This window comes from Campylobacter ureolyticus, from assembly GCF_013372225.1.
GTDB lineage: Bacteria > Campylobacterota > Campylobacteria > Campylobacterales > Campylobacteraceae > Campylobacter_B > Campylobacter_B ureolyticus.
In genome coordinates this window covers 929,407-954,502 of the sequence record NZ_CP053832.1, presented here as the reverse complement: position 1 = coordinate 954,502, position 25,096 = coordinate 929,407, and the positions used below count along the sequence as shown (strand labels likewise).

The following is a 25,096-nucleotide window of genomic DNA, read 5'->3' as shown; positions in this document are numbered from 1 at the left end:
TTTAAAAATTTTTAAACTCTAGTAATATCTTTTTTGCTTGATGCAATAAATAAATTCTATTTTAATAATTTTGCGTAGTAAATTTTTTTAGCCACTTTATAAATGTTGTCGCAATCTTATCTTTTAACAGTTTTTTACACTTAACTGCAAAAACAAAGTAACGATTTATATTTATTTACTAAACAAATTTTATATCCTATTTGATGAGTTAGTGTATCAAAAACTATATTAAAAGTCAACATTTAATATAGTATTTTCTTAAAGTTTATTTTATATTTAAACTATTTTTGTAGTGATTTTAAAACAATATAAGATAAGCTTATGAAAGTTAATATTTTTTAAAAACAAAAAAGTAATAATTAGTTAACAAAAGCATTAAAAATTTCAATAAATTTTTAAAAAGCTAATATTTTATAATAAATCTATCAATTTTTATTAGTAAATAATTCATATTTGTATAAAATTAGCTTTTAAAAGTCTTCTTTGTTAAACATAAATGTCGATTTTTTATCTTTTTTTACTGTTAATAAAATTTTAAATCACCAACATCGCATCACCATACGAGTAAAATCTATATTTCTCATCTACTGCAACTTTATAAATTTCCATAGTCTTTTCATATCCTATAAATGCAGTTACAAGCATAATTAAAGTGGATTTTGGTAAATGAAAATTTGTCAAAAGATAGTTTTGTCTAATTGGGCGATTTTTATAATTTAAAAATAATTTACATTCTCCATTTAAAACATTATTTCTAGCGTAATCTTCAACAACTCTTGTTACTGTTGTTCCGACACCTAAAATAGGGCGATTGCTTTTTAAAATTTCAGCTGTATCATTTGGAATATTAAAATATTCTGAATGCATAATATGTTTATTTATATCCTCAAATTCGACACCTTTAAAAGTTCCAGCTCCAACATGTAAAGTCAGATAGTAAATTTCGTGCTGTTTTCTTAAAATTTCTAACATTTCATCACTAAAATGAAGCGATGCAGTAGGGGCTGCAACAGCTCCTGAGTGTTTTGCAAAAACACTTTGATACCAAATTTCGTCATCTTTGGTATCATCTCTTTTTATATATGGCGGAAGTGGGATATGACCAATTTTATTTAAAATTTCAAAAACTTCACTCAAATTCAAAATCTTGTCACCACTATAAAACTCAACTATTCTACTTCCATCATCAAATATTTCAAGCACTTTTGCAATTAAATTTTCATTAAAATAAAGCTTATCAAAAGGTTTAACCTTGCCTTTTATATAAACATTAAATTTTCCATCACTTAAAGGACGATTAATTAAAAGCTCTATTTTTCCACCACTTTGTTTTGTACCGTAAATTCTTGCTTTTATAACTTTTGTATCATTAAAAATAATGTCACATTGTGGTAAAATTTCAGGTAAATCACCAAATTTATGATGCGATATAGAGTTATTTTTTCTATCATATACTAAAAGCTTTGCTTCTTCTTTTGGCATTATTGGAGCCGTTGCTATCAGCTCATTTGGTAAATAGTAATCATATGAGTTTAAATTATCAAGCTTATTCATTTTCTTCATCTTCAAAAAGTGGTTTTTGTGGATTTACTGTTTTTGCTATAAAAATAGAAACGCCATAAAGTAAAATTAAAGGCACTGCAAGCATAAATTGACTAAATATATCAGGTGGTGTCATAACTGCAGCAAAAATAAATATTATAACTATTGCATATCTAAAAAATCCTGCTAAATCTTTATCTGTAATAAGCCCTATTAAAGCTAGAAAAAATGTAATAATTGGAAGTTCAAAACTAATTCCAAAAGCTAAAATAAGTTTTATAAAAAATCCTATATACTCACCAACTCTTGGAAGTGCAGTAAAAGTATCTCCACCGAAGTTTATTAAGAAATCAAATGCTGTAGGAAGTACTATAAAATAACAAAATGATGAACCGATTAAAAACATAATAGTAGCACTTGCAACAAATGGAAGTATATATTTTTTTTCATTATCATAAAGACCTGGAGCTATAAAAAGCCAAAGTTGCCAAAAAATAACTGGCAAAGAGAGTAAAAACCCTGCAAAAAATGATACTTTCATAGCTGTAAAAAAAGCTTCTGCTGGATGAGTAAAGATAACATTGCTACTAGGAGGTAAAACTCCCTCAAGTGGAGCAAGTAAAAAATCAAGTATATTTTCCCAAAATAAAAAGCATACTACAAAGCCCACTACAACGCTCATAGCTGCTATAAATAGTCTTTTTCTAAGTTCAACTAAATGCGGGATTAAATCTTCAAACATTTTCATCCTTTTTTAAATCGCTATTTTTTTCTTCTATATTGTTTTTTGTCAAATTTTCACTGTTATTATCATTTGAGTTTTCAGTTTTATTTTCAAATATATTTTCTGGCATTTTTTTAACTTCGTCTATTTCATTTTTAATATCAGATAAGCTTGTTGTAACCCCTGTTTTTACTTCATTTATACCACTTTTAAGCTCTTCAAGCTCTTCAAAAGTAAGCTTTTTTTTGATATCATCTTTTGTTTTTGCGATACTTTCTTTATATTTTTTTGCATCTTCTTTAAGTTCTGCAATTCTTACTTCTTGGTCAAAACTTTGTTTTGCATCATTTATTGTTTTTCTTATAATTTTTAGATATTTGGCGATTTCAACCATTGCTTTTGGCAGTTTTTGCGGACCAAGTGCTAAAACAGCGATTATGGCAATGACTAAAATTTCAGGAAAACTCATTCCAAACATAATTTAGTCCTTTTAAAAAATAATTTGTTATTTTATCAGTTTTTCTTTAATTTAGTGTAAAACTATCATTTATGAAAAGGGCTATTTCATCAGCTAATAAATAATTTTTATTGTAAAAAATTCCATTTTTTAAGAAAAGTTTATTTTCATCAACTAAAATTTGAGCTTTTTTAAGTTCAGTTTTGTTTAGTAAATTTTCATTTACCCCAACAATTGATCTAAATCCTAAAAACAGTCTTTCAAGTTTTAAATCATTATTGTTTAAGCTCTCAATATCCCTAAAATTTGGATTTTTTATATATGATTTTGTATCTTTTAAAGCATAAAATCTCTTATTGTCTTTAAACCCAACACTATAGGCACCAAAACCTATATAATTTTTTCCTTGCCAATAAACAAGATTATGTTTACAAACTATACCAAAATTTGAAATTTCATACTGATTAAAACCAATCTCTTCAAGTTTTTTAAATAAAAATTTTGCTAAGTTTACACTATCTTTTTGATAGCTTTTTTTATCTTCAAATTTAGTATTTTTTTCTAAAATAAGAGAATATGCGCTAATATGAGAAAGTTCTAGTTGTTTTAAATTTAAAATTTCATCTTCAAGTAGTTTTTTAGAGTCAAATTTAGTTGCATAAATTAAATCTACATTTATATTCTTAAATCCAGCTAGTTTAGCGTTTTCAACAGCTTTTATAGTATCAAATTTTGTATGATTTCTTCCTAAAAAAATTAACTTCTTTTCATTAAAGCTTTGCGTTCCAAAGCTTATTCTATTTACCCCAATGTCTTTTAAGTCTTTAAGCCATTTAAAATTGGCCGAGTTTGGATTTGCTTCAAATGTTATTTCACTATCATCATCCAAGAACTTCTCAAATAACTTAAAAATTTTGGCATAATAGCTTGATTTTATAACACTTGGTGTTCCACCACCTACAAAAATTGTTGAAATTTTACTTAAAGGTGTATTTTTTATCTCAAAACTTAAAGCATTAAAATATTCATCTACTAGATCAAATTCTTTATCACTTGAACCAAAAGCACAATAAGGACACTTTTTAGCACAAAATGGAATATGTATATAAATGTGCAAAATTTACTCTTTTTTAAATTTTTTTTAAAAAAAATTATATAAAAATTTAGTAAATTTAGTAAATTTAACATAAATCTAAACAAACACTAGCTAAAATCTATAAAAAATTTTAGGATTGTAAATGGAAAAAAACTATAGACCTAATGTCGCAGCTATTATAATGTCATCTTTATATCCTTTTGAAATGAAATTTTTTCTAGCAAAAAGAGTTGATATAAAAGATGCTTGGCAGTTTCCACAAGGTGGAATTGACAAAGGTGAAACTCCTAAAATGGCACTTTTTAGAGAGTTAAAAGAAGAAATAGGAACTGATAAAGTGGAAATTATTGCAGAATATCCAAAATGGCTTAGTTATGATTTTCCAGAAGATGTTTTGGAAAAAATGAAACCATATAGCGGTCAAATTCAAAAATATTTCTTAGTAAGACTTAAAAAAAATGCTAAAATCAAACTAAACACCGAAATTCCAGAATTTAACGATTATAATTTTGTGAGTTTTGATGAAATCGATAAGAATGTAAGATCTTTTAAAAGAGAGTCTTATTTAGAGGTTTTAAACTATTTTAAAGATAAAGGTTATATATAATGCTAATAGTCCAAAAATATGGTGGTACAAGCGTTGGAACACTTGAAAGAATAGATTTAGTAGCTAAGAGAATAGCTAAGAGAAAAGATGAGGGAAATAGCCTTGTTGTTGTTGTTTCAGCTATGAGTGGTGTTACAAATAAATTAATTGATTATGCTGAATATTTTAGTAAAAATCCAAGTAGTAGAGAGCTTGACATGCTTTTAAGTGCTGGAGAAAGAGTTACGAGTTCACTTTTAGCTATTGCACTTAAAGAGCTAGGCTATAAAGCGGTAGCTTTTAGTGGAAGACAAGCGGGTTTAAAAACAGATAGTTTTCATACAAAAGCTAAAATTGAACTAATTGACCCAACTTCTATAAATGAAGCTTTAAAAGAGGATAAAATAGTTGTTATAGCTGGTTTTCAAGGAGTTGATAAAAACGGAGATGTAACAACTCTTGGTCGCGGGGGAAGCGATCTTTCAGCTGTTGCAATAGCTGGAGCTATAAAAGCTGATTTATGTGAAATTTATACAGATGTAGACGGTGTTTATACTACAGATCCAAGAATTGAGTCAAGAGCTAGAAAGCTAGATAAAATAACATATGATGAGATGCTAGAGCTTGCAAGCTTAGGTGCTAAAGTTTTACAAAATAGATCAGTTGAGTTAGCAAAAAAATTAAATATAAATTTAGTTACAAGAAGTAGCTTTAATGAAAACAATGGAACACTTATAACAGGAGAAAAAAAGATGGAAGGTGCTATAATAAGCGGAATTGCACTTGATAGAAACCAAGCAAGAGTTACAATTAGAAATGTTGATGATAAACCTGGCGTTGCAGCAAAAATTTTTAAAATTCTTTCAACTCAAGAGACAAATGTTGATATGATAATCCAAAATATAGGAACAGATGGTGTTGCAAACATAGGTTTTACTGTTCCTGAAAATGAACTTAATCAAACATTAAAAGCTTTATCAAATCTAGATGATAGTTTTAGTGTAGAAAGTGATAGCAATATAGTAAAAGTTTCAGTTGTTGGAATTGGTATGAAATCACATAGTGGAATTGCTGCTCTAGCTTTTGAGACTTTAGCAAAAAATGGTATAAATATACAGATGATTTCAACAAGTGAGATAAGAATTTCAATAATTGTTGAAGCAAAATATGGCGAACTTGCCGTTAGGATACTTCACGAAGCTTATGAGCTGTATAAATAATGCAAGATCTTTATAAGTGGAGTTTAACAAAAATTAGAAAAGACGCCTTGATGTCGGCGTGGATGGAAGATAGAAGAGAAGAGTGGTCTCCATTAACCGCATCAAGGATAAGATTTTTACTTGATGGGGTTGCTTTTTTAGTTTTTTGTGACGAGCAAAGAAGTTGGTTTGAGAGATATTTTTTAACAAATATTAATAAAAGCGATAATGAAAGACCAATTTTGCCATTTTTTTCACTTCGTTCAATGTTTGCAAATTTGGATGAAATAAACACAAAGGAGGGTGTTGAACTACTTGATGATATGCTTAGTCTCGCTTTTCCAAAAGGATATCTATTTTTTTATATAGGTCGTGGCGGAACATCTTTTTCGCAAATTGCAAAAAGTAATGAAAATAGCTATATGTGGTTGATTGATGAGCATAGTGAAAATGCTTTTTATCTTGATGGTAAAGATGAAAATTTAGACATTAAATTAATTCAACTTTTTAAGCTTTTTAACTCAAGTATTAGTGCAGCTTTATTTGATGAGATAGTACTTTGAATAAAATCATAATTTGTAGAGATTTTGAGCTTATTAAATCAAATTTAATTAATAAATTTGGAAGAAATAATTTAAGAATATTTGAAAAAAGTGAAATTTTACTAGAGGATACTAACGCTGCAAAAGATGAAGCCTATATATCAGAAAAAGAGCAAAAAATTATAGTTTTAATAGGACATAAATTTAGAACTGAAGCACAAAATTCACTTCTTTTAATTTTAGAAAATACTCCTAAGAATATTGAGTTTATTTTAATTAGTAATAGTAAAAATGTATTTTTACCGACTATTAGATCAAGGCTTATTATAGAAAATCATTTTATTAAAGAAATTTTACCAAAAACTGGGTTAAATTTGAGAAATTTAAGCTTAAATGATATAAATAACTTTTTAAACAAGCAAATTAAACTTGAAAAAGAGGGCGTTCTTGATAGAGTTGGTTTAAAAAATTTACTTCATGCCATAGTAAAAGAGTGTTTTGAGCAAGGCATTAAATTTAATCAAAATGAGTTAAATCATATCAATAAACTTATGATTTTGATAAATTTAAATACCAAAGCAAGGGCTGTTTTAACACCACTTTTACTTATGATAAGTGATGCTAAAAAGATATGAAAACATTATAAATTTTTAGGAGTTGAAATTGAAAATATTTAAAATAAACAATAAAACAAATTTTAGTGAAATTTGCAAGAGTATAAAACCTGAAAAAGTTGGTAAAAAGTTAATGCAAAAAAAGGCAAATTTAAACTTTTTTTATATAAAAGATTTAAAAGCACCAGCTGCAAATATATTGAAGCAAGATGCTTTAAGTATTGGCGCGGAGCTTGTTTGTCAAAGAAGTGCGATTTTAGGGCAAGGCGCTGGGAACGCACTTTTAATAGCTAATGATAAGCAACTTGCTAATTTGGCTAAAAAAGAAGCTTTGCAAGATTTTGGTTTAAAAAATCTATCTAAATTTATAAGAAAAGATTTTATAAAACCGAAAAAACCCGAAATAATGGGTGTTGTAAATATAAATGAAGATAGTTTTAATAAAGCAAGTAGAGTAAATACAAAAACTGGAATACAAAGAATCGAAAAACAAATTAATGATGGTGCAAGCTATATTGATTTAGGAGGAGTTTCTAGTAGACCAGGAAGTAAATATTGTGGAAGAGATGAAGAATTTAGAAGAATAAAAGATATTATTAGTGAAATTTATAAACTGAATTTATATGAAAAAGCAAAATTTAGCCTTGATAGTTTTGATGAATACTGCCTTGAATATGCTCTAAATCAGGGTTTTACTTTTATAAATGATATAAGTGCTGATTTAAGTCTTTGTAAATTGGCAAAAAAATACAACGCAACTTACTCTTTAATGCACATGAAAGGTGATCCTACAAATATGCAAAAAGATCCTAAATACGATGATTTGATAGATGAAATTGATGAATTTTTTAAAGTTAAATTAGATGAAATTTATAGTTATGGTGTTAAAGATATTGTGCTTGATCCAGGTATTGGTTTTGGCAAAAGTGCAAGTGATAATCTTTTTTTAATCAAACATTTAGAGCATTTTTTACATTTTAATTTGCCACTTTTTGTAGGGGCAAGTAGAAAAAGCGTAATAAATTATTATTCTAAAAGCGAAGTTGATGAGCGACTTGCAGGAAGTTTATATCTGCACCTAAAGGCTTATGAAAATGGTGCAACCATAATAAGAACACATGATGTTTTTGAACATTCTCAAATGTTTAAATTACATGAAGCGATGAATAAAATATCTATTTGGTAAAAAATATATTTTGGTGATAACATGACAATAGATGAGTATATAAAAGCAATTGATTTACTTAATTTATGGGCTAGGGCATATTACACAGAAGATGCCCCTTTGGCAAGTGATGAAGAGTATGATAGTCTTTATAATAAAGTCTTAGAGTATGAATCACAAAACAAAAGTGAAATTTTAGAGTACTCTCCAACACAAAAAATAGGCGGAGCTATAAGCGATGGGTTTGAAAAACTAGCTCACATTAATCAAATGTGGTCTATGGAAGATATTTTTAACGATGATGAACTAATATCTTGGCTAAAAAGAGGTGAAAAATCCGGATTTGAGTTTTATTGTGAGCCAAAATTTGATGGAGCAAGTCTAAATTTACTCTATGAAAATGGCATTTTAAAAAGTGCTGCAACAAGAGGCGATGGAGTAATTGGCGAAGATGTAACACAAAATGCAAAAGTTATAAAAAGTATTCCATTAAAGATTGACTACACAGGAAAAATAGAGATAAGAGGTGAAGTTGTAATATCAAAAAGTGATTTTGACGAGTTAAATTTAGAGCGTTCAAAAAACGGTGAACTTCCATTGGCAAATCCTAGAAATGCAGCAGCTGGAAGCCTAAGACAACTTGATAGCAGTATTGTTGCTAAAAGAAAACTTAAATTTATCCCTTGGGATGCAGGCTATAATGAACTAGGTTTAAAAACTCATTTTGAGATTATGAGTTTCATTAGAAAACTTGGTTTTTTACAAGATAGTTTTATAAGAGTTTGTAAAACTAAAAATGAAATTACAAAAGCTTATGATGATTTAGTCGCAAAAAGAGATGATAAAGAGATCTTAATGGATGGAATGGTCATAAGAATAAATCTGCTTTCAAAATGTCAAGAACTTGGATATACTGTTAAATTTCCAAAATTTATGGTGGCTTATAAATTTAAAGCAGTTGAAAAAGTAACAAGACTAAAAGATATTGCTTTGCAGGTTGGAAGAAGTGGGGTGGTAACTCCAGTTGGAGTTTTAGAGCCAGTTGAAATAGATGGTGCTATTGTAAAAAATGCAACTCTTCATAATTTTGACGAGATAAAACGCCTAGGACTTATGAAAAATGATTTTGTAAATATTATAAGAAGTGGCGATGTAATACCAAAAATAACAAGTGTTTATAAAGACAGGCGAGATGGAAGCCAGACAGAAATTTCACGCCCTACAACTTGTCCAGTTTGTGGTTCGCATCTACTTGATGAGGGTGTGTTTGTAAAGTGTCAAAATCTTGATTGTAAAGCAAGGGTTATAAACTCACTTATTTATTTTGCTTCTAAAAAGTGCATGAATATAGACGGACTTGGTGAAGCTATCGTAAAAACACTTTTTGAAGAGGGAAAAATAGCAAAAATTCCAGATATTTATAATCTAAAAAAAGAAGATTTAGAAAATCTAGAAGGCTTTAAAGATAAAAAAATTGCAAATTTACTAAATGCTATTAATAGTTCTAAAAACTCTCCGCTTTACCGTTTTATAACTTCTTTGGGGATTGAACATATAGGCGAAGTTGCAGCAAAAAAACTGGATGAAAGTTTTGGATTAAAGTGGATTGATGCTAAAAAAGATGATTTTTTAAATCTTGATGGCTTTGGGGAAGCAATGGCTGAGAGTTTGGTTGAGTTTATAGAAACAAATATAGAAAAAATTATAAATTTAACCAATATCATAAACCCTAAACCATCAGTTTTTGAAACTAAAAATAGTGTATTTAACAATAAAACTGTTGTCATAACTGGAACTTTAAGTAAAAGCAGGGATTATTTTAAAGATTTACTTTTAGAAAATGGTGCAAAAGTTACAAACTCTGTTTCTAAAAAAACTGATTTTTTGCTTTGCGGAAGTGAAGCTGGAAGCAAATTAGAAAACGCATTAAAACTTGGTGTTAAAGTTATAGATGAGAGTGAGTTTTTAAAGCTTTTAGAAAGTGAGTTTTAAAGAGTAAAAATGAGAGCTGATTTGTATGTAGCAAATGCTTTAAATATAAGCAGAAACAAAGCAAGTGAATTTATAAAAGATAAAAAAATTTTAATAAATGGTGAGCTTTTAGAAAAAAATAGCTTAGATATTGATAATGCAAAAGTTGAAATAATGAGTGAAATTTATGTCTCTCGTGCAGCTTTTAAGCTTAAAGAATTTCTAAAAGATACTGATTTAGATTTAAAGAATAAAACAGTTATTGATGTTGGCAGCTCTACTGGAGGTTTTATACAGATTTTACTTAAAAATGATGTCAAAAAAGTTGTTGGTGTTGATGTTGGAACAAACCAATTAGATGAAAAATTAAAAAAAGATGAAAGAGTTTTTGTTTATGAAAATTTAGATATAAAAAACTTTGAAAATAAAGAAATTTTTGATATTTTAACTTGTGATATAAGTTTTATTTCATTAAATTTAGTAATTGAAAAACTATCAAAGCTTTTTACAGAGTTTGCTATAATTTTATTTAAACCACAATTTGAAGTTGGCGTGGAGGCAAAAAGAGATAAAAAGGGCAGGGTTTTAGATGAAAAAGCTATTTTAAAAGCTATGAACAAATTTGAACTAAATGCTGCAAAACAAGGACTTATAATGCTTAAAAAAGAAAAATCAAAACTAAAAGGAAAAAATGGAAATGAAGAGTATTTTTACCTTTTTAAAAAATAGGGGTTTATTAGTATGCTTTACAGCTTTAATTTTACTAAGTGGCTGTAATAATACAAATTTAACTACACCAAAAAGAGTTATAAAAGGGGACTTTGATATCTATAAATTTAGTGGAACTTGGTATGAAATAGCTTCTATGAATGATGCAAATTTAACAAATTCAACTATAAATTTCAGCGTATATAATAATGAGATAAAGGTTATAAAAAGTTCTACTGCAAAAGATGACAAAGTTGTAAAAGATGAATATAAGGCAAGATTTGGTTTAGATGATAATAAAAGTATGATTGAAATTTCAAAATTTGGGCTTGTTTATGAGCCACTTTATATAGTAAAAATAGATGCTTATAAATATGCTTTAATTTATGGAAAAGATCATAAAAAGCTTTATATATTATCAAGAACTAAGCAAATTCCAGCATTAATTGAAGCAATTTATTTAGAAAATGCCAAAAAAGATGGCTATAATGTTGAAGATATTAAATGGATAAATCAAAAATAAAATCTCTTGCTATTGGACATTTTGATGGCATTCACTTAGGTCACAAAACTCTTTTTTCACATTGCTATGATGGTGGAATTTTAGTCATTGAAAATGATGGATTAAAACTAACTCCAAAAAGAGAGTCTTTTATAAATTTACCTATTTTTTATAAAAACATTAATGATATTAAAAATCTGAGTCCAGAAGAGTTTATAAAGCTTTTAAAAAATGAGTTTGTAAATTTAAAAAAAATAGTTGTTGGATATGACTTTAAATTTGGAAAAAACAGAAGTGCGGATGCTATTTTTTTAAAAAATATTTTTGATGGTGAAGTTGTTATAGTTAATGAAAAAAAGATTAATAATATTTCAGTTCATAGTGAAAGAATAAGGGAATTTTTAAAAAAAGCTAATATAAAAATGGCAAATTTGCTACTAGATAGAGTTTATGAAATAAAAGGAGATTTGATAAAAGGTCAAGGTTTAGGTAAAAAAGAGCTTTTTTCAACTCTAAATTTAGATACAAGCAACTATTTTTTACCAAAAAATGGTGTTTATGCAACTTTTACAAATCTAAATAACAAAGACTTTAAAAGTGTTACTTTTATAGGAAATAGGCTTTCAACAGATGATAAATTTAGTGTTGAAACACATATAATAGAGCCATTTAATGAAGATAGAATAAATTGTAAAATCACAATAAAATTTAAAGATTTTATAAGAGATAACAAAAAATTTGAAAACCTAAATGAGTTAAAATTTCAAATTTCAAAAGATATATTAAAAGCACAAGATATTTTAAAAAAGGATGAATTGTGAAAGATGAAATTTTTAAACAGCCAATTTTAAAACAATTTGAATTTGATGAAAATGTTGCAAGTGTGTTTGATGATATGATAAGTAGATCGGTACCATTTTATGATGTTTCATCAAATTTAATAACTCAAATTTTAGTAAAATATTTAGACAGTCAAGCTTTTATAATTGATCTTGGTTGCTCAACTGGTGCTTTGCTTTTTAAACTATTTGAAAAAAATCCAAAATTTAGACTTTGTGGAGTTGATAATTCAAAAGCTATGCAAGAAATTGCAAAAAATAAAGCAAAAGCGTATGGAAGTAAGGTTGAATTTATAGAAGCAGATGCATTAACTTTTGAGTTTAATAGTGTCAATGCTGTTATTTTAAACTATACTTTACAATTTATTCGCCCTTTAAAAAGAGTAAATTTTATAAAAAAAATATATGATGGACTAGAAGAGGGTGGAATTTTAATACTTAGTGAAAAGCTTCTTTATGAAGATAAAAAGCTATCTAAAAATATGATAGAAATTTATGAAGAATATAAAGAAAAAAATGGCTATTCAAAATATGAGATTGCTCAAAAACGACAAGCTTTAGAAAATGTTCTTATACCATTTAGTGAAGATGAAAATAAAAAATTATTAAAAGATACTGGATTTAAAGTAATAGAAACTATATTTAAATGGGGAAATTTTGCATCATTTATGGCGATTAAGAATTAAAAAACAAAATTATAAATTTGCAGCCTAAGGAAAAAACAAATGGGATTTCTTTACAAAAAATGTGAAGTTTGTGGAAATAAAATAAAAAATGTAATTCTATAAAAGAGTATATTTTTGGAAGCTGGGGGTTTGTTTGCAATAAATGCAATACAAACTATGGCATAAATTATTTTATTGCAATATTTTTGAGTTTGTGTGTATTATATTTATTGCCTATACATATATTTTTGATTGTTACGGTAATAGATTATATATCGCCAATTAGTTTTGGTGGAGAAATTTGGTTAATTGCTATTTTAATTTTTTATATAGGTTATAGATTGTTTATTGGATTTTTGCCTTGTAATATATATAAAAAAGATGAGAATAAAATTTAAACAAAAGGAATAAAAATTTTTAAAGCAATATTTTTTATATCTTTAATATTAAGTTTTAACTTTGCAGATACTATAAAAGATGATAAAACTACCTTACAAGACCAAAATTTAACTAAACAAGTTGATGAATTATGCAAAGCTATAATGGCTGATGATTACGATAAAGTTAAAGCCATGCTTGATAAAAATCCAAAGCTTGTAAATTTAGGAAATAGCAATGGTATCGCGGCAATTCCATATCTTTTATCCACGGAAAAAGATAGGTTAAATTTGGAAATTATAAATTTATTGATAAGAAAAGAAGCAGATTTATCTACAAAAGGATTAAAAGAAATATTAGCTTATGTTATTGCCTTTAAATCACATCAGGATGAAAATTTATCTATAGAATTAACAAAAAAATTAATCTTAGAAGGTGCTGATTTAAGACTTTTAGAAAATGAAAATATGTTTAATCTCCTAAAGATTGCCTATAATTTTGATAACTATGAACTTTTTAAAACATACTTAGAAAATGGTGTTGATGGAAGAAAGTTTGATATTAGTGGTTCTTTAATTGCTGATATTTTTGGGGGTTTATAAAAGCATGTGCGAATGTTGCCATACAGAATATAAAATAAAAAATAAATTTGAAAAGATTTTTATGTTTAATGTAAAATATCTTTGGATTTTTTATATATTTCTAATAAATTTTATTTTAATTTCTGCGTTAAAGACAGACAAAGACAGTGATTATATTTTAATTTTAACGTTTGTTTTGTTTTATCTATTATATAGAATTGTTTTAAAAATTTTACCTATTGAAGAATTTCATAAAAAAGTGATTTTATAAAAATACTAAATTTAAAAAATAGCCCAAAATAGGGCTATAAAATTTATCTATCTCTTAAACCAAGTTCAGATACAATTTTTGTATATCTATCGTAATCTTTATCTTTTAGATATTTCATAAGTTTTTTTCTTCTGCTTACAATTTTCAAAAGACCAAGTCTTGATGAGAAATCCTTAGGATTATCTTGTAAGTGAGAAGTAAGTTCTTGTATTCTAGCTGTTAAAAGTGCTATTTGAACTTCTGTTGAACCTGTATCGTTCTCTTTTTTAGCGAATTTCGCAACTATTTCTGATTTCTTTGCCGAATCCAAAGCCATAATGACCTCCTGACTGGTTAAATTAAAATGAGTTTTAATGATACCTAAAAAAAATAAAATCAAGCTTATTTTATAAAAAATAATTAAAATTTGCTTATTTAAACTTATTAATAGCTAAAACTTACTAAAATAGCAATATATTTTTTTAAGGAGTTTGGATGCTTTTTACAAAAGCCAGCGAGTATGCACTGCTTTCACTTATATTTATAGCTAAAAAAGATAGCCCACAAGATGTAGATACTATATCAAAGGAGCTTGATATTTCAAAAAGCTTTTTAGCTAAAATACTGCAAAATTTAGCAAAAGCTGGAATTTTAGTTTCATATAAAGGTGCAAACGGTGGTTTTATGCTAGCAAAGGAAGATTTTAATCTAAAAGAGATAATTTCCAAAACCGAGAAGCATGCAGGAAGCGTTTTTGAGTGTTCGAAATCGAAAGATGAGTGTGAAAAAAGTGATAATTGCCAAATTTGGAATACTTTTAATACTCTTCAAAACCAAGTAGATGACTTCTTAGAAACAATTTTTTTAAAAGACATAATAAAAGAGAAAATATGAAAATTTACCATTTATCACACACAGATTTAGACGGATATGGAGCACAGTTAGTTACAAAACATTATTTTAAGGATATTTTATTTTTTAATTCCAACTATGGAAGAGAAATAGAGGCTAAATTTGAAGAGATTTTAAATTTAATAGAAAACAGTGCCAAAGTTAATGAAAATAATGAAAAAATTTATGAAAAATCAATTGTTTTAATTACAGATTTAAATTTAAGTCTACAACAGTGCGAAAAATTTGAAAATGCATTAAAAGATAAAAATTCAACTATTTTTTTACTTGATCATCATCAAACTGGACTTGAGTGCTCTAAAAAATTTCCTTGGTATTTAATGGATAGTTCAAGATGTGCAACTCTTATAACTTATGATTTTTTTAGTAAATTATATGGTAAAGATGATAGGCTTTTTAAGTTTGTAAATGTTGTCAATGCTGTTGATATCTGGCTAAAAGACAATCATTGGTTTGAAATGGGTAAGGTTTGCATGGGTGTAGTAAGTGGAGCAAAAGAGATAAATAAGATAATGTTTGATGAAAATAGTAGAGAGTATATATTTTATCTTTTAGATAAATCACAGACTTTTTTCGATCAAGATAACGGTCATATTGCGCTTGATGAGGCTTTGCATAAAATAAAAAAAGAGTATTTTAAAAAACAAAATGATGACACACTTAGTAATTTGATATCTAAATTTATAGTAGAAAAGCTTAGTGCTGATAGAGAAAAATTTGAAATATCATATTTGGATAAAAAAGGCATCTTGACATATAATATAGGCAATACTTCAATCATAGGAAATGATTTTTTAGTGCAAAATCCTGATATTGACTTTTTTATAGATGTTACTTCTAAAAAAACATTGAGCTTTCGTGCAAATGGAAATGCGGATGTAAGTCAAATGGCTAAAGATTTAGTCGGTGGAGGAGGGCATATAAATGCAAGCGGTGGATTTTATGCTGGATTTAAAGACGGCTATAATTACCAATCCATAAAAGATCAAATAACTGATTTAATTTCTAAAAAAACTTCTTTAGCTTAATTTAGTAATAAAAATATTGGTAGAATTAATTTACTTAAAATTAGCTACCAATATTTAATTTTTTTTTCTACATACTTAATTTTATAATTACAGCAGGCTCTAAAAACCAAAAACACAATAAACAATACAATCTTATGCAAATAAATTTGTTTTTAAAACGGATTAAAAACAAAATTAAAAAATACATAAAAACATACTAAATATAAAGCTAAAAAAACTATGATAAAAAGATAAATACAAAGTAATTTTAATATTTTGTATTGAAAACTGTAATTTTCAAACTTTTATAAATTAAAATCCCCTGGCAAAATAAAACCTTGCTAAACAACAATATATAGTCATTTCCTTACTTTACTTTTTGAAAATTTAAAACTTATCCATAAGTAATAATGCAATAAAATGTGTATTTTGGTTTTTAGATTGATTTTTATGCAAAAGCATGATAAAGTGTTTTTAAAATAAGAAAATGATGAAAAATGCAAGAATATTAATATGAAATCTAATATATAAGAAAAATATAATAAGGGCTCTGCCATATTAATAAATTTAATGGTTGTAAAATTTTATAAATAAAAAAAAATTATAAGGATGGAAATAAGATCATTATTGTATTAAAAAAATATCCTAGAAGTAAAAAAGCTATTAAGTCCTATTTATGACATAACTAGCTGCATTAAATACATATCTTCGCCATCAAGCACTTCAAGGTCATTTGAGCCACATTTTGGGCATAAAAACTCATTTTTATTAAGCACGCTTTCTTTTCCGCATTTATTACACTTAACAACGACATCTTGTAAATTTATAATGAGTTTTGCATCTTTGCAAACTGTGTCTTTTTGATAAACCTCATAAGCGCTTTTTAAAAGATGTGGTTCAACACCACTTAAACGCCCTATTTTAAGATGAACTTCTTCTATTTTGTTCTTATTATTTTTTCTTAAATTTTCTTCGCAAAGTGCAACTAAATCAATTACTATTGAAAGCTCATGCATATTTTTCCTTTTAAAGTCTTATATATTTTACAAATTTATAAATAAAAATTTCAAATTTAACAAATTCTAGGAAGTAACTCACCTTTTGGTGGTTCTAAAAATCTCTCAACTCCATAAAGTGTTTCTAAAATCACCCTATTTTCTTCATTTTCTATAACCTCTCCTATGATATTTGCATTTTTATCAAATTCGCGTAAAATTTCTAAACATTTTGGAGCCTCTTTTTCGCAAACTGCCAAAACAAAAGTTCCCTCATTTGCTAAATCATACGGTTCAAAACCTAAAATTTCACAAACTCCTTTAACTTCATCGCTTATATTTATTGCCGATTCTTTTATCTTAATGCCAATTTTACAAAATTTCGCCCACTCGTTTAAAACTGCACTTATTCCACCTCTTGTGGCATCTCTCATTGCAAGTGGTGTAATTCCAGAGTTTAGAATTTTTTCAACTATTAAATTTAGCGGTTTGCAATCACTTTTAAGCTGACTTTCAAAACCAAGCTCATCTCTTGCTTGCATTATCACACTTCCGTGTCTAGCGATATCAGAGCTTACTAAAATTTTAGCTGGTGCTTTTAAATTTGCAGTATTAATTGGTTTTATAATCTCTCCAACACCACTTGTATTTATAAAAATACCATCGCATTTACCCTTTGGAACTACTTTTGTATCACCACAAACTATAAAAACTCCTGCTTCTTTTGCGGTTGTGCTCATTGAGTTTAAAATTTGCTTAAAGTATTTTATGCTAAAACCCTCTTCTATTATAAAGCTACAACTTAGATAAAGTGGTTTTGCTCCAACCATAGCAAGATCATTTACAGTGCCACAAATAGCTATTTTACCGATATCTCCACCACTAAAAAATAGTGGTGTTACAACAAAACTATCAGTTGTAAAAGCTAAATTTAAAGAGTTAAATTTTAAAATTGCCGCATCGTTTGCACTTTTTAAAATTTCATTATCAAAGGCTTTGAAAATTATATCATTTATCAAAGCATTCATCTCTTCACCGCCACCACCGTGACTTAAAAGAATTTGTTCTTTCAAAATTTACTCCTATTTAAAATAATCTATAAAACTTATCACTTTTTTTATATTTTGTGCGAAATTTATCGCATCTTTTTCATTTACTTCAAAAAATAAAGATGGGTTATAACTAAAATGATAATTATTTAAAAAAATATAAAATTTCCCATTTATAAAAGCATAGCTTGCCTGCCCTGCTCCTATTGTGTTTTGAAAATTTACTATTTTTTCCATATCCAAAAAACTAAGCAAATACCTAGCTTCTACAGCATCGTCGCTAAATATTCTAAACTCGTCATTAAAAGTGCTATTATCAAAAATTTCTTTTTTTCCATTTATTTTTGTGTTGTAGGATTTATCAACAATTATTGTTTTTGATTTAAAATTTTTATCTATCACAAAACCCAAAATAACACCTGTAAATTTTGATAATTCATACTTCATTTTTTTTAAGCCATTTATTAACTTTCCAAAATCACCACCCACGCTAGTATAATTTTCACAAGTTTCTGCTATACAAAACTCAAATTTTGTATCTTTATGAAAACCTTTTACTAAATCATGAGTTGCAAAGTCATAATGAGCATAAATTTCTACACTATTTATAAAATTACTTCCGAAACCATCTGCTGGGTTATAAGTATAGTTTTTTAAAAATTTTGAAACTAGTTTTTCTTTTATATAATTTTCAAATTTTATATTTTGTTTTTTTAAATAATTTAAATACCTATTTAAAAAAAACAACGCTATAAAAAACAAAGGAAAATAGGCTAAAAAAAGCAAATTTGCTTCTGGGTATTTCTCTTTAATATCAGGAAAATACTCACTAAAAATTTCAAATATCAAAAAAAATAAAAATAAAAAAGCTGGAACTAAAACAAAAAAAAGCCTATAATTTAAAATGGCTTTTTTTAGTATTTGTTTTCTTTCTAGCTCTTCCACTTTTTACCCTCTTTTATATTTATAATAAGCCGCACATGCTCCCTCGCTTGAAACCATACAAGAACCAAGTGGGTTTTGTGGATTGCAAACCTTTCCAAATACTTTACAATCAGGTGGATTTTTCAACCCCCTTAAAATTTCACCACAAATACAGGCTCTGTTTTCAGACTTGCTCTCAACACTGCAATCAAAAATTTTCCTTGCATTTAAAAAATCAAACTCATCTTTTAGATCGAGTCCACTTTTTGGTATAACTCCAAGTCCTCTCCACTCAAAATCCACTTTTTTGAAATATTTATTTATTAAATTTATAGCTTTTTCATTCCCGTTTGGCTTAACAACTCGGTTGTATTCGTTATAAACTTCAAATTTATTTTCATTAAATTGTTTAACTAAATTTAAAATAGAATCCATTATATCAAGTGGCTCAAATCCACTTATGGCAATTGGTTTTTTATAAGTTTTTGCAATATCTTCGTATGGTTTTGAACCAATTATAACACTTACATGACTTGGTCCTAAAAATGCATCAATTTTTACATTTTTATCATCTAAAAGAGCTTTAACTGGTGCTGGAACGGTAACATGATTTATATGAAAAAAAAGATTTTTAAGATTTAAATTTATTGCTTTTTCTATGACAACTGCACTCATTGGTGTAGTTGTTTCAAAACCAATAGCAAAAAATATCACATTTTTATCTGGATTTTTTAATGCTATATTTATCACATCAAGTGGAGAATATAAAGCTCTTATATCATGACCTTTGGCCCTTTGTTTGGCAAGAGTTGTATAACTTCCTGGCACTCTTAACATATCAGCCAATGTTGTAAAAATGGTATCTTTCATAGAGGCAAGCTTTATGGCCTCATCAATACTATGACGAGGCATAACACAAACTGGACATCCAGGGCCGTGGATAAATTTTATATTTTCTCCGACTAATTTATCAATACCAAATTTCATTATAGAGTGTGTGTGCCCACCACAAATTTCCATTATATTAAGTGGTTTTTTTGAATTTTCAATTATTAGTTTTGATAAATTTAAAATATGAGTTTTATCTCTAAAGTCGTTTATTAAATCCATTTTTTACTCTATTTTCATATTTGATAGTCCCATATCACCATCACTTTGATCAATTGTCCCATCTTCCATCTCTTTTGCAATTTTTTTATAAAACTCCAAACTTTCAAGAGCTGCTTTTGTATCTATTTTTTCCATTGCAAAGCCAACATGGATTAAAACATATTCGCCTGGTTTTACAGGCTCGCCAATAAGATCTAAACTAACACCTCTTTTAACGCCTAAAGTTTCAACTGTAGCAAAGTTGTTTTCATCTACTTCTAAAACTTTTGATGGTATGCTAAGACACATTATCTAAACTCCATTTTAAATTTCAGATAATCAAGCCATTTTTCAAAGCCCTCACCAGTAACACTGTCAAGTTCAATAATATCAGCTTTTGGATTAAGCTTTCTAACTGAGTTGATGACCTCTTTTGTATCAAAGTTAAAATATTTTTTAACACTTGATTTTGTTATGATAACTAAATCTGCAGCTCTAAACATAACAGGATATTTTTCAACTTTATCACTTCCCTCTGGTGAGCTTAAAAGTACTACATTTATGTGAGATCCAACATCATAGCTTGCAGGACAAACTAAATTTCCTACATTTTCTACAAAAACTAGATTTAAATTTTCAAGTGGCAAGTGATGAAGTCCTTCATGTACCATAACTGCATCTAGGTGACAACCCTGCCCTGTTGTGATTTGATATGCTGATGCACCTGCTTTTATGATTCTATCGGCATCACGGTTAGTTTCTAAATCTCCTTCAACAACACCTATTTTAAATTTGCTTTTTTTAATTGTATTTTCTAAAAGTGTTGTTTTTCCAGCTCCTGGACTACTCATTAAATTTATGCAAAATATCCCTTTTTCATCAAGGTGAGCTCTGTTATGGTCTGCTTCTTTGTCATTCTTAGATAAAATTTTAGATACAACTTCAACAGTTGATTTTGTATCTTCGTTATGTTTGTGACTTTCACAACCGCAATCTTTACACATAGTTTTCTCCTTTATTTAGTAAAAACCAAATCATCTGCCCTAAGGCAATTCCACTATCATTTGTAGGATAAGTTTGATTAAAATAGTATTTTATCCCATTTTCTTTAAATTTGGCTATTAAAATTTCAACTAAAATTTTATTTTGAAAAACTCCACCACTTAATATTACATCAAGTTTTTCTTTTATTGAAATTTTAATAATCAAATCCACTAAGCCATTTATAAACTTACTTATAGAAACTTTTTTATCGCTTTCTTTTAAAGCATTTAAAAAAGCATCTTTAAATATTATTTTTTCATTTTCAATTTCAAATTTATAACTTTCTTTACAACTCTTATCATAAAATTTCTCCATTATCATGCCAGCTTGTGCATCATAGCTTATCTTGCTTACTCCAAAAATAAGCGAATAAAATGCATCAAAAACTCTGCCAAGTGATGAAGTATAATATGAGTTTATCTCTTTTGTGTAAATTAAATTTAACTTTTTTTCTAATTTTGGCTCAATATTTAATAATTTTGTATCAATATCATATTTTTTAAAAATTGCATAAGCTAAGCGATAAATTTCTTTTATGCTTTTATCACCACCAAGGAGTAAAAACTCATCAAAATGGTATTTTCTACTATATTTATATCCATTAAAAATAAAAACTTCACCACCCCAAATTTTAGCGTTATCCCCATATCCTGTGCCATCAAAACAAAATCCCAAATATTGTTTATCTGAATTTTTATTTGATTTTGTTAAATCATCACTGAAATTTTCATATAAATTAGAAATCAAATGCGCATAATGATGCTGGATATTATAAATTTTATAACCTTTTTCTTTAAAATATTTTGTGTGTAAAAAGCTTGGATGTTTATCAGCTATAACTGCATCAAATTTTAAATCATAACTTTTTATAAAAAGATCAAGCATTTTTTTAAAACGTTCAAATGTTGCAACATTTTTAAGATCTCCAATATATGCAGATATAAAAATTTGAGAGTTTTTATATATAACAAATTGGTTTTTTAGTTCGCTTCCGATGGCTAAAAATGTGCCTTTGACTTTGAAATTTGTTAGAAAAATCTTTGGATTTATACCCCTACTTGTGCGAAGATAAAAAGCTTTTTCATCTATAATTTGTACTATACTATCATCGCTTGGATTTAAAATTTCTCTATCATTATCAAGTGCGTAATCAAAAACATTTCCAAGTTTTTTATAAAGGTTATTTTCATTTGAAATTATAGGTTCGCCACTTAAATTTGCACTAGTTGCGATAATTGGGTTTTTAAAATATTCAAAAATAAGTAAATTTAGTCCAGTTGGGGCTAAAAAAATACCGATTTTATCCAAATTTGGAGCTAAATTTGATGGAATTTTTGATGAGTTTTTAAGTTTTAAAATAACAATTGGTTTTATTTCACTTTCTAAAATTTCTGCTTCTTTTTGCGAAATTTCAGCTATTTCTAAAGCCATTTTTAAATCTTTGCACATTATAGCAAACGGTTTTTTAGGACGATGTTTTAACTCTCTTAGTTTTTGTATGGAGTTTTTGTTAAATGCGTCACAAACTAAGTGAAATCCGCCAAGACCTTTTATAGCAAAAATAGCTCCATTTTCTAGCAAATTTGCTACTTTTTTAGCTAAGTTTTCAAAATCATTTTTATCTAAAATTTTGGCTTGATTATCTTTTAAGATTAAGCTTATACCGCATTTCTCGCAGCCAATTGGTTGAGCGTGAAAACGACGATTTAGTGGATTTTCATACTCGTTTTGGCAAGTTTGACACATTTTAAATTTGCTCATTGTTGTATTTGCTCTATCATAAGGAAGTTTTTTTATGATAGATTGTCTTGGTCCACAATTTGTGCAGTTTATAAAAGGATAATGAAAAAATCTGCTATTTTTATCATAAAATTCACTTTTACAGTCATTGCAAATTGCAAAATCAGGCAAAATTGGACTAAATTTAGAAGTATTTTTTGAAGATGTTATCTTAAAATCATTGTAAAAAATTCCTGAAATTTTAGTTTTTATTATCTTGTCTATCCTAGCAAGTGGTGGAAGATTTGTTTTTAACTCATGTTCAAAATCTAAAATGCTATTTTCATTGCCTGATAAAAAAATTTTAACACCTTGGCTATCGTTATAAACTTCGCCAAAAAGCTTATGCTTTAAAGCTAAAGAATAAACAAAAGGTCTAAAACCAACACCTTGAACTAAGCCAAAAATGCTAAATTTATAGCACATTTAAACTCCAAAATATTTACTAAATTTTACACTTTTATTTTTACTAAAAACATTTAAAATTAAATTTGAAATCAATCTTTCTTCAAATAAATCACCAGTTAAAAAAGCATTGTCAAATTCTAAATCATCACTAAAATCACTTAGAAAATAAGCCAAACTTTGAACTATACCAAAAGATAGAATTTTATCACTTACTCCAGCAAGTTTAAAACTCATTGCACTTTTTATAAGTTTTATAGTATCAAATTTAGAATTTGATATAAGGTAGTCAATACTCGGACCTTTTTTTCCAATAAAATCTTTTGCATTTGTTATTAGATATGATGCATCTTTACCAAATAAAATTTTTGAAGAGATGTCAAAAATAGCATAAAAACTTTGTGAGTTGTTGATTTCACCATTTGGAAAATTATATTTTTTAGTGAAATTTTCAAAAAGTTTTTTTCCTATTTCATCTTTTGTTATAGCCTCTTTTATCTCATCATAGCTTTTAAATTCACTAAATTTTAAAAAATTTATCGAATTATTGTTTTGGTAAAGGGTTGTATCATCCATCCCAAATTTAGTTAAATAGATATTTAAATTTTTATCATTAAAAGAGTTGTATTCATCACAAATAAGTCCAAATTTTGATAAATTAGAGTATCTGTTTTTTTCCAAGATTAGTTTTTCATTGCTACTTAAAAAAAGATTATTATTAGTAACTAAAATTTCATTATCTAAAACAGATGCTTTAATTAAAATTTGACTTTTAACGCTTACAAAATTAATATTTTCTTCATATAGTCTATCTAAAAGAGCAAATATAAAAAAATCACTTGCGGCTTTTATATCAAAGAAAGCAGGAGCATTTTCGTGATTTTTTCTAAAAACTGCATTTATCTTTAAATTTATAAGTGGTTTTTCATAGCTTGATAATGCGATTAAGCTTTTTTCATCTGCTATAAAAAGTGAACTTATACTTTTAAAGCTTGTTGGCATTAGATAATTTGCTTTAAAATTTACACCGCTTTCAAAATATAATTCATTGTTATTTCCATCTTTTAACAGTAGTGTTTTATTATGTAGCAAGTTTAAAAAACAAAATTCTAAAAGTTCTTTATAGTTTTTTTCGTCTATTTTGATAAATTCATTATCTTTTAAAATAGAAATTTCACTAAAGATATTATATTCATTTTTTAAATTTTCGGTGTGATTTACATAGTTTTTTACAATACTTGGAGTTAAATTTGAAAAGCTTAAATTTGGAATCTCAATGTTTGTATTTGGCAATTCATCTACTACTTCAACTTCGCTTTTTTGTAAAAAAATAGAATTTGGTATTAAAATCATACTTTCATCGCTAAATTTTAAAAGATCTTTTTCTTCTCCTTTTACAAATAGGGTTAAAATATCGCCCTCTTTTGTGATTGAATAACTTAAAGAACTTTTTTTAGCATAAAATTCTAAAAAATAAGCTAAAAAATTATTTTTATTTGTATAGTTAAATTTAAAAGCTATTATCATATTTTATTTTTTCCTATCTCATCAAACTCATTTGCTATATCTTGAATGGTTAAATCATTGATTTTTTTTACTTCAAAACCTAAACTTTTAAAGTAATTTAAAGAAGTTTTTTCCATAACTTTAACTGAGTTTTTAAGTTCATCACTTATAGTAAAAGCTAAAGGTTCAACTCTTTTTGGAATAACACCTAAGATTTTAGTTGATGGTAAATCGCCTGCTAATTCCATCATTTGCAAAGTTTGAAGCATTTCAACTTCATGAGCTGAGCCACTCCACTTTATCATTTTTGGCATATCATCATAGCTAAAAAAATAGACATCGCCTACTTTGCCATCATCAGCCTCAATACAATCAACTAAAAAAATATGGTCATATTTTGCCATTATAAACATCAAAAAATTTGCTAATGTTCCACCATCCATAAAATTTATCTCATGTTCATTTGAGATAAATTGATAGTTTTTTTCAAGTAATTTTACAAAATGTACTCCGATACCTTCATCGGAGTACAATACATTTCCTATTCCTAAAACTAAAATTTTCATT

Annotated in this window: 27 protein-coding genes; 13 read left to right on the top strand and 14 right to left on the bottom strand. The window is 27.1% G+C overall.

The features are described from left to right. Positions 1 to 534: 534 nt before the first annotated feature. The 4 genes from queA to hemW are packed head-to-tail and all read right to left on the bottom strand — an operon-like array spanning position 535 to position 3,840. Complete coding sequence (queA, locus tag CURT_RS04845; RefSeq protein WP_018713117.1) at positions 535 to 1,554, bottom strand: tRNA preQ1(34) S-adenosylmethionine ribosyltransferase-isomerase QueA; 1,020 nt, start codon at positions 1,552 to 1,554, stop codon at positions 535 to 537. Then, positions 1,547 to 2,284, bottom strand: coding sequence for a twin-arginine translocase subunit TatC (gene tatC, locus CURT_RS04840; protein WP_018713116.1), 738 nt, complete (start codon positions 2,282 to 2,284; stop codon positions 1,547 to 1,549). Before tatC ends, queA begins: the two co-directional genes overlap by 8 nt. Continuing rightward, positions 2,277 to 2,744 carry a Sec-independent protein translocase protein TatB gene (gene tatB / locus CURT_RS04835; RefSeq protein ID WP_018713115.1) on the bottom strand — a complete coding sequence of 156 codons (468 nt, stop codon included), beginning with the start codon at positions 2,742 to 2,744 and terminating at the stop codon, positions 2,277 to 2,279. The genes tatC and tatB overlap by 8 nt, the downstream gene beginning before the upstream one ends. A gap of 46 nt (positions 2,745 to 2,790) precedes the next feature. After that, a complete protein-coding gene (hemW, locus tag CURT_RS04830; protein WP_018713114.1) occupies positions 2,791 to 3,840 on the bottom strand; it encodes a radical SAM family heme chaperone HemW in 1,050 nt (349 codons plus the stop codon). Between the two features lie 121 nt (positions 3,841 to 3,961). Between hemW and CURT_RS04825 the strand changes: the two genes are divergently transcribed. From CURT_RS04825 to CURT_RS04775, 11 genes are all read left to right on the top strand, one after another. Beyond that, the gene (locus CURT_RS04825) at positions 3,962 to 4,426 is read left to right on the top strand and encodes an RNA pyrophosphohydrolase (RefSeq protein ID WP_018713113.1); all 465 of its coding nucleotides are present in this window, start codon (positions 3,962 to 3,964) and stop codon (positions 4,424 to 4,426) included. Next, positions 4,426 to 5,625 (top strand): aspartate kinase, encoded by a 1,200-nt coding sequence (locus CURT_RS04820; protein WP_018713112.1) that lies wholly within the window; start codon positions 4,426 to 4,428, stop codon positions 5,623 to 5,625. Before CURT_RS04825 ends, CURT_RS04820 begins: the two co-directional genes overlap by 1 nt. Further along, positions 5,625 to 6,167 carry a HobA family DNA replication regulator gene (locus tag CURT_RS04815; RefSeq protein ID WP_018713111.1) on the top strand — a complete coding sequence of 181 codons (543 nt, stop codon included), beginning with the start codon at positions 5,625 to 5,627 and terminating at the stop codon, positions 6,165 to 6,167. The genes CURT_RS04820 and CURT_RS04815 overlap by 1 nt, the downstream gene beginning before the upstream one ends. After that, positions 6,164 to 6,781, top strand: a complete 618-nt coding sequence (locus CURT_RS04810; protein WP_018713110.1) for a DNA polymerase III subunit delta' — start codon at positions 6,164 to 6,166, stop codon at positions 6,779 to 6,781. The genes CURT_RS04815 and CURT_RS04810 overlap by 4 nt, the downstream gene beginning before the upstream one ends. A gap of 28 nt (positions 6,782 to 6,809) precedes the next feature. Then, positions 6,810 to 7,946 (top strand): dihydropteroate synthase, encoded by a 1,137-nt coding sequence (gene folP, locus CURT_RS04805; RefSeq protein ID WP_018713109.1) that lies wholly within the window; start codon positions 6,810 to 6,812, stop codon positions 7,944 to 7,946. 21 nt (positions 7,947 to 7,967) lie between these two features. After that, positions 7,968 to 9,917: an NAD-dependent DNA ligase LigA gene (gene ligA / locus CURT_RS04800; RefSeq protein ID WP_018713108.1), complete on the top strand. Its 1,950-nt coding sequence runs from the start codon at positions 7,968 to 7,970 to the stop codon at positions 9,915 to 9,917. Positions 9,918 to 9,926: 9 nt separating this feature from the next. Further along, on the top strand, positions 9,927 to 10,625 hold the full coding sequence (tlyA, locus tag CURT_RS04795) for a 23S rRNA (cytidine-2'-O)-methyltransferase TlyA (protein WP_018713107.1): 699 nt from the start codon (positions 9,927 to 9,929) through the stop codon (positions 10,623 to 10,625). Continuing rightward, positions 10,594 to 11,127 (top strand): lipocalin family protein, encoded by a 534-nt coding sequence (locus tag CURT_RS04790; RefSeq protein ID WP_115651892.1) that lies wholly within the window; start codon positions 10,594 to 10,596, stop codon positions 11,125 to 11,127. Before tlyA ends, CURT_RS04790 begins: the two co-directional genes overlap by 32 nt. Continuing rightward, entirely contained in the window at positions 11,109 to 11,927 is an 819-nt protein-coding gene (locus CURT_RS04785) for a bifunctional riboflavin kinase/FAD synthetase (protein ID WP_018713105.1), read from the top strand. The genes CURT_RS04790 and CURT_RS04785 overlap by 19 nt, the downstream gene beginning before the upstream one ends. Further along, positions 11,924 to 12,631: a carboxy-S-adenosyl-L-methionine synthase CmoA gene (gene cmoA / locus CURT_RS04780; RefSeq protein ID WP_018713104.1), complete on the top strand. Its 708-nt coding sequence runs from the start codon at positions 11,924 to 11,926 to the stop codon at positions 12,629 to 12,631. The genes CURT_RS04785 and cmoA overlap by 4 nt, the downstream gene beginning before the upstream one ends. Before the next feature lie 521 nt (positions 12,632 to 13,152). After that, entirely contained in the window at positions 13,153 to 13,590 is a 438-nt protein-coding gene (locus CURT_RS04775) for a hypothetical protein (protein WP_018713102.1), read from the top strand. A 293-nt stretch (positions 13,591 to 13,883) separates the two neighbouring features. Here the strand turns inward: CURT_RS04775 and rpsO are convergent, their stop codons facing one another. Beyond that, complete coding sequence (gene rpsO, locus CURT_RS04770; RefSeq protein ID WP_016647015.1) at positions 13,884 to 14,156, bottom strand: 30S ribosomal protein S15; 273 nt, start codon at positions 14,154 to 14,156, stop codon at positions 13,884 to 13,886. 158 nt (positions 14,157 to 14,314) lie between these two features. Between rpsO and CURT_RS04765 the strand changes: the two genes are divergently transcribed. Beyond that, positions 14,315 to 14,713, top strand: coding sequence for an Rrf2 family transcriptional regulator (locus CURT_RS04765; protein ID WP_018713100.1), 399 nt, complete (start codon positions 14,315 to 14,317; stop codon positions 14,711 to 14,713). Further along, entirely contained in the window at positions 14,710 to 15,759 is a 1,050-nt protein-coding gene (locus CURT_RS04760) for a DHH family phosphoesterase (protein ID WP_018713099.1), read from the top strand. The genes CURT_RS04765 and CURT_RS04760 overlap by 4 nt, the downstream gene beginning before the upstream one ends. A gap of 653 nt (positions 15,760 to 16,412) precedes the next feature. Here CURT_RS04760 and hypA read toward each other — a convergent pair. Genes hypA through CURT_RS04715 form a run of 9 tightly spaced genes read right to left on the bottom strand, consistent with a single transcriptional unit; the run spans position 16,413 to position 25,095 of the window. Then, positions 16,413 to 16,754 carry a hydrogenase maturation nickel metallochaperone HypA gene (hypA, locus tag CURT_RS04755; RefSeq protein ID WP_016647012.1) on the bottom strand — a complete coding sequence of 114 codons (342 nt, stop codon included), beginning with the start codon at positions 16,752 to 16,754 and terminating at the stop codon, positions 16,413 to 16,415. Positions 16,755 to 16,810: 56 nt separating this feature from the next. Then, positions 16,811 to 17,806: a hydrogenase expression/formation protein HypE gene (hypE, locus tag CURT_RS04750; protein ID WP_018713098.1), complete on the bottom strand. Its 996-nt coding sequence runs from the start codon at positions 17,804 to 17,806 to the stop codon at positions 16,811 to 16,813. 9 nt (positions 17,807 to 17,815) lie between these two features. Next, positions 17,816 to 18,727: a DUF3137 domain-containing protein gene (locus CURT_RS04745; RefSeq protein ID WP_018713097.1), complete on the bottom strand. Its 912-nt coding sequence runs from the start codon at positions 18,725 to 18,727 to the stop codon at positions 17,816 to 17,818. A 3-nt stretch (positions 18,728 to 18,730) separates the two neighbouring features. Continuing rightward, complete coding sequence (gene hypD, locus CURT_RS04740; RefSeq protein ID WP_018713096.1) at positions 18,731 to 19,816, bottom strand: hydrogenase formation protein HypD; 1,086 nt, start codon at positions 19,814 to 19,816, stop codon at positions 18,731 to 18,733. Between the two features lie 3 nt (positions 19,817 to 19,819). Next, positions 19,820 to 20,104 (bottom strand): HypC/HybG/HupF family hydrogenase formation chaperone, encoded by a 285-nt coding sequence (locus tag CURT_RS04735; RefSeq protein ID WP_016647009.1) that lies wholly within the window; start codon positions 20,102 to 20,104, stop codon positions 19,820 to 19,822. After that, complete coding sequence (hypB, locus tag CURT_RS04730; RefSeq protein WP_016647008.1) at positions 20,104 to 20,799, bottom strand: hydrogenase nickel incorporation protein HypB; 696 nt, start codon at positions 20,797 to 20,799, stop codon at positions 20,104 to 20,106. Before hypB ends, CURT_RS04735 begins: the two co-directional genes overlap by 1 nt. After that, positions 20,792 to 23,044, bottom strand: coding sequence for a carbamoyltransferase HypF (hypF, locus tag CURT_RS04725; RefSeq protein WP_018713095.1), 2,253 nt, complete (start codon positions 23,042 to 23,044; stop codon positions 20,792 to 20,794). Before hypF ends, hypB begins: the two co-directional genes overlap by 8 nt. After that, positions 23,045 to 24,550, bottom strand: coding sequence for a hypothetical protein (locus CURT_RS04720; RefSeq protein WP_018713094.1), 1,506 nt, complete (start codon positions 24,548 to 24,550; stop codon positions 23,045 to 23,047). Next, positions 24,547 to 25,095 carry a HyaD/HybD family hydrogenase maturation endopeptidase gene (locus CURT_RS04715; RefSeq protein WP_026320319.1) on the bottom strand — a complete coding sequence of 183 codons (549 nt, stop codon included), beginning with the start codon at positions 25,093 to 25,095 and terminating at the stop codon, positions 24,547 to 24,549. The genes CURT_RS04720 and CURT_RS04715 overlap by 4 nt, the downstream gene beginning before the upstream one ends. Between the last annotated feature and the right edge of the window lies 1 nt (position 25,096).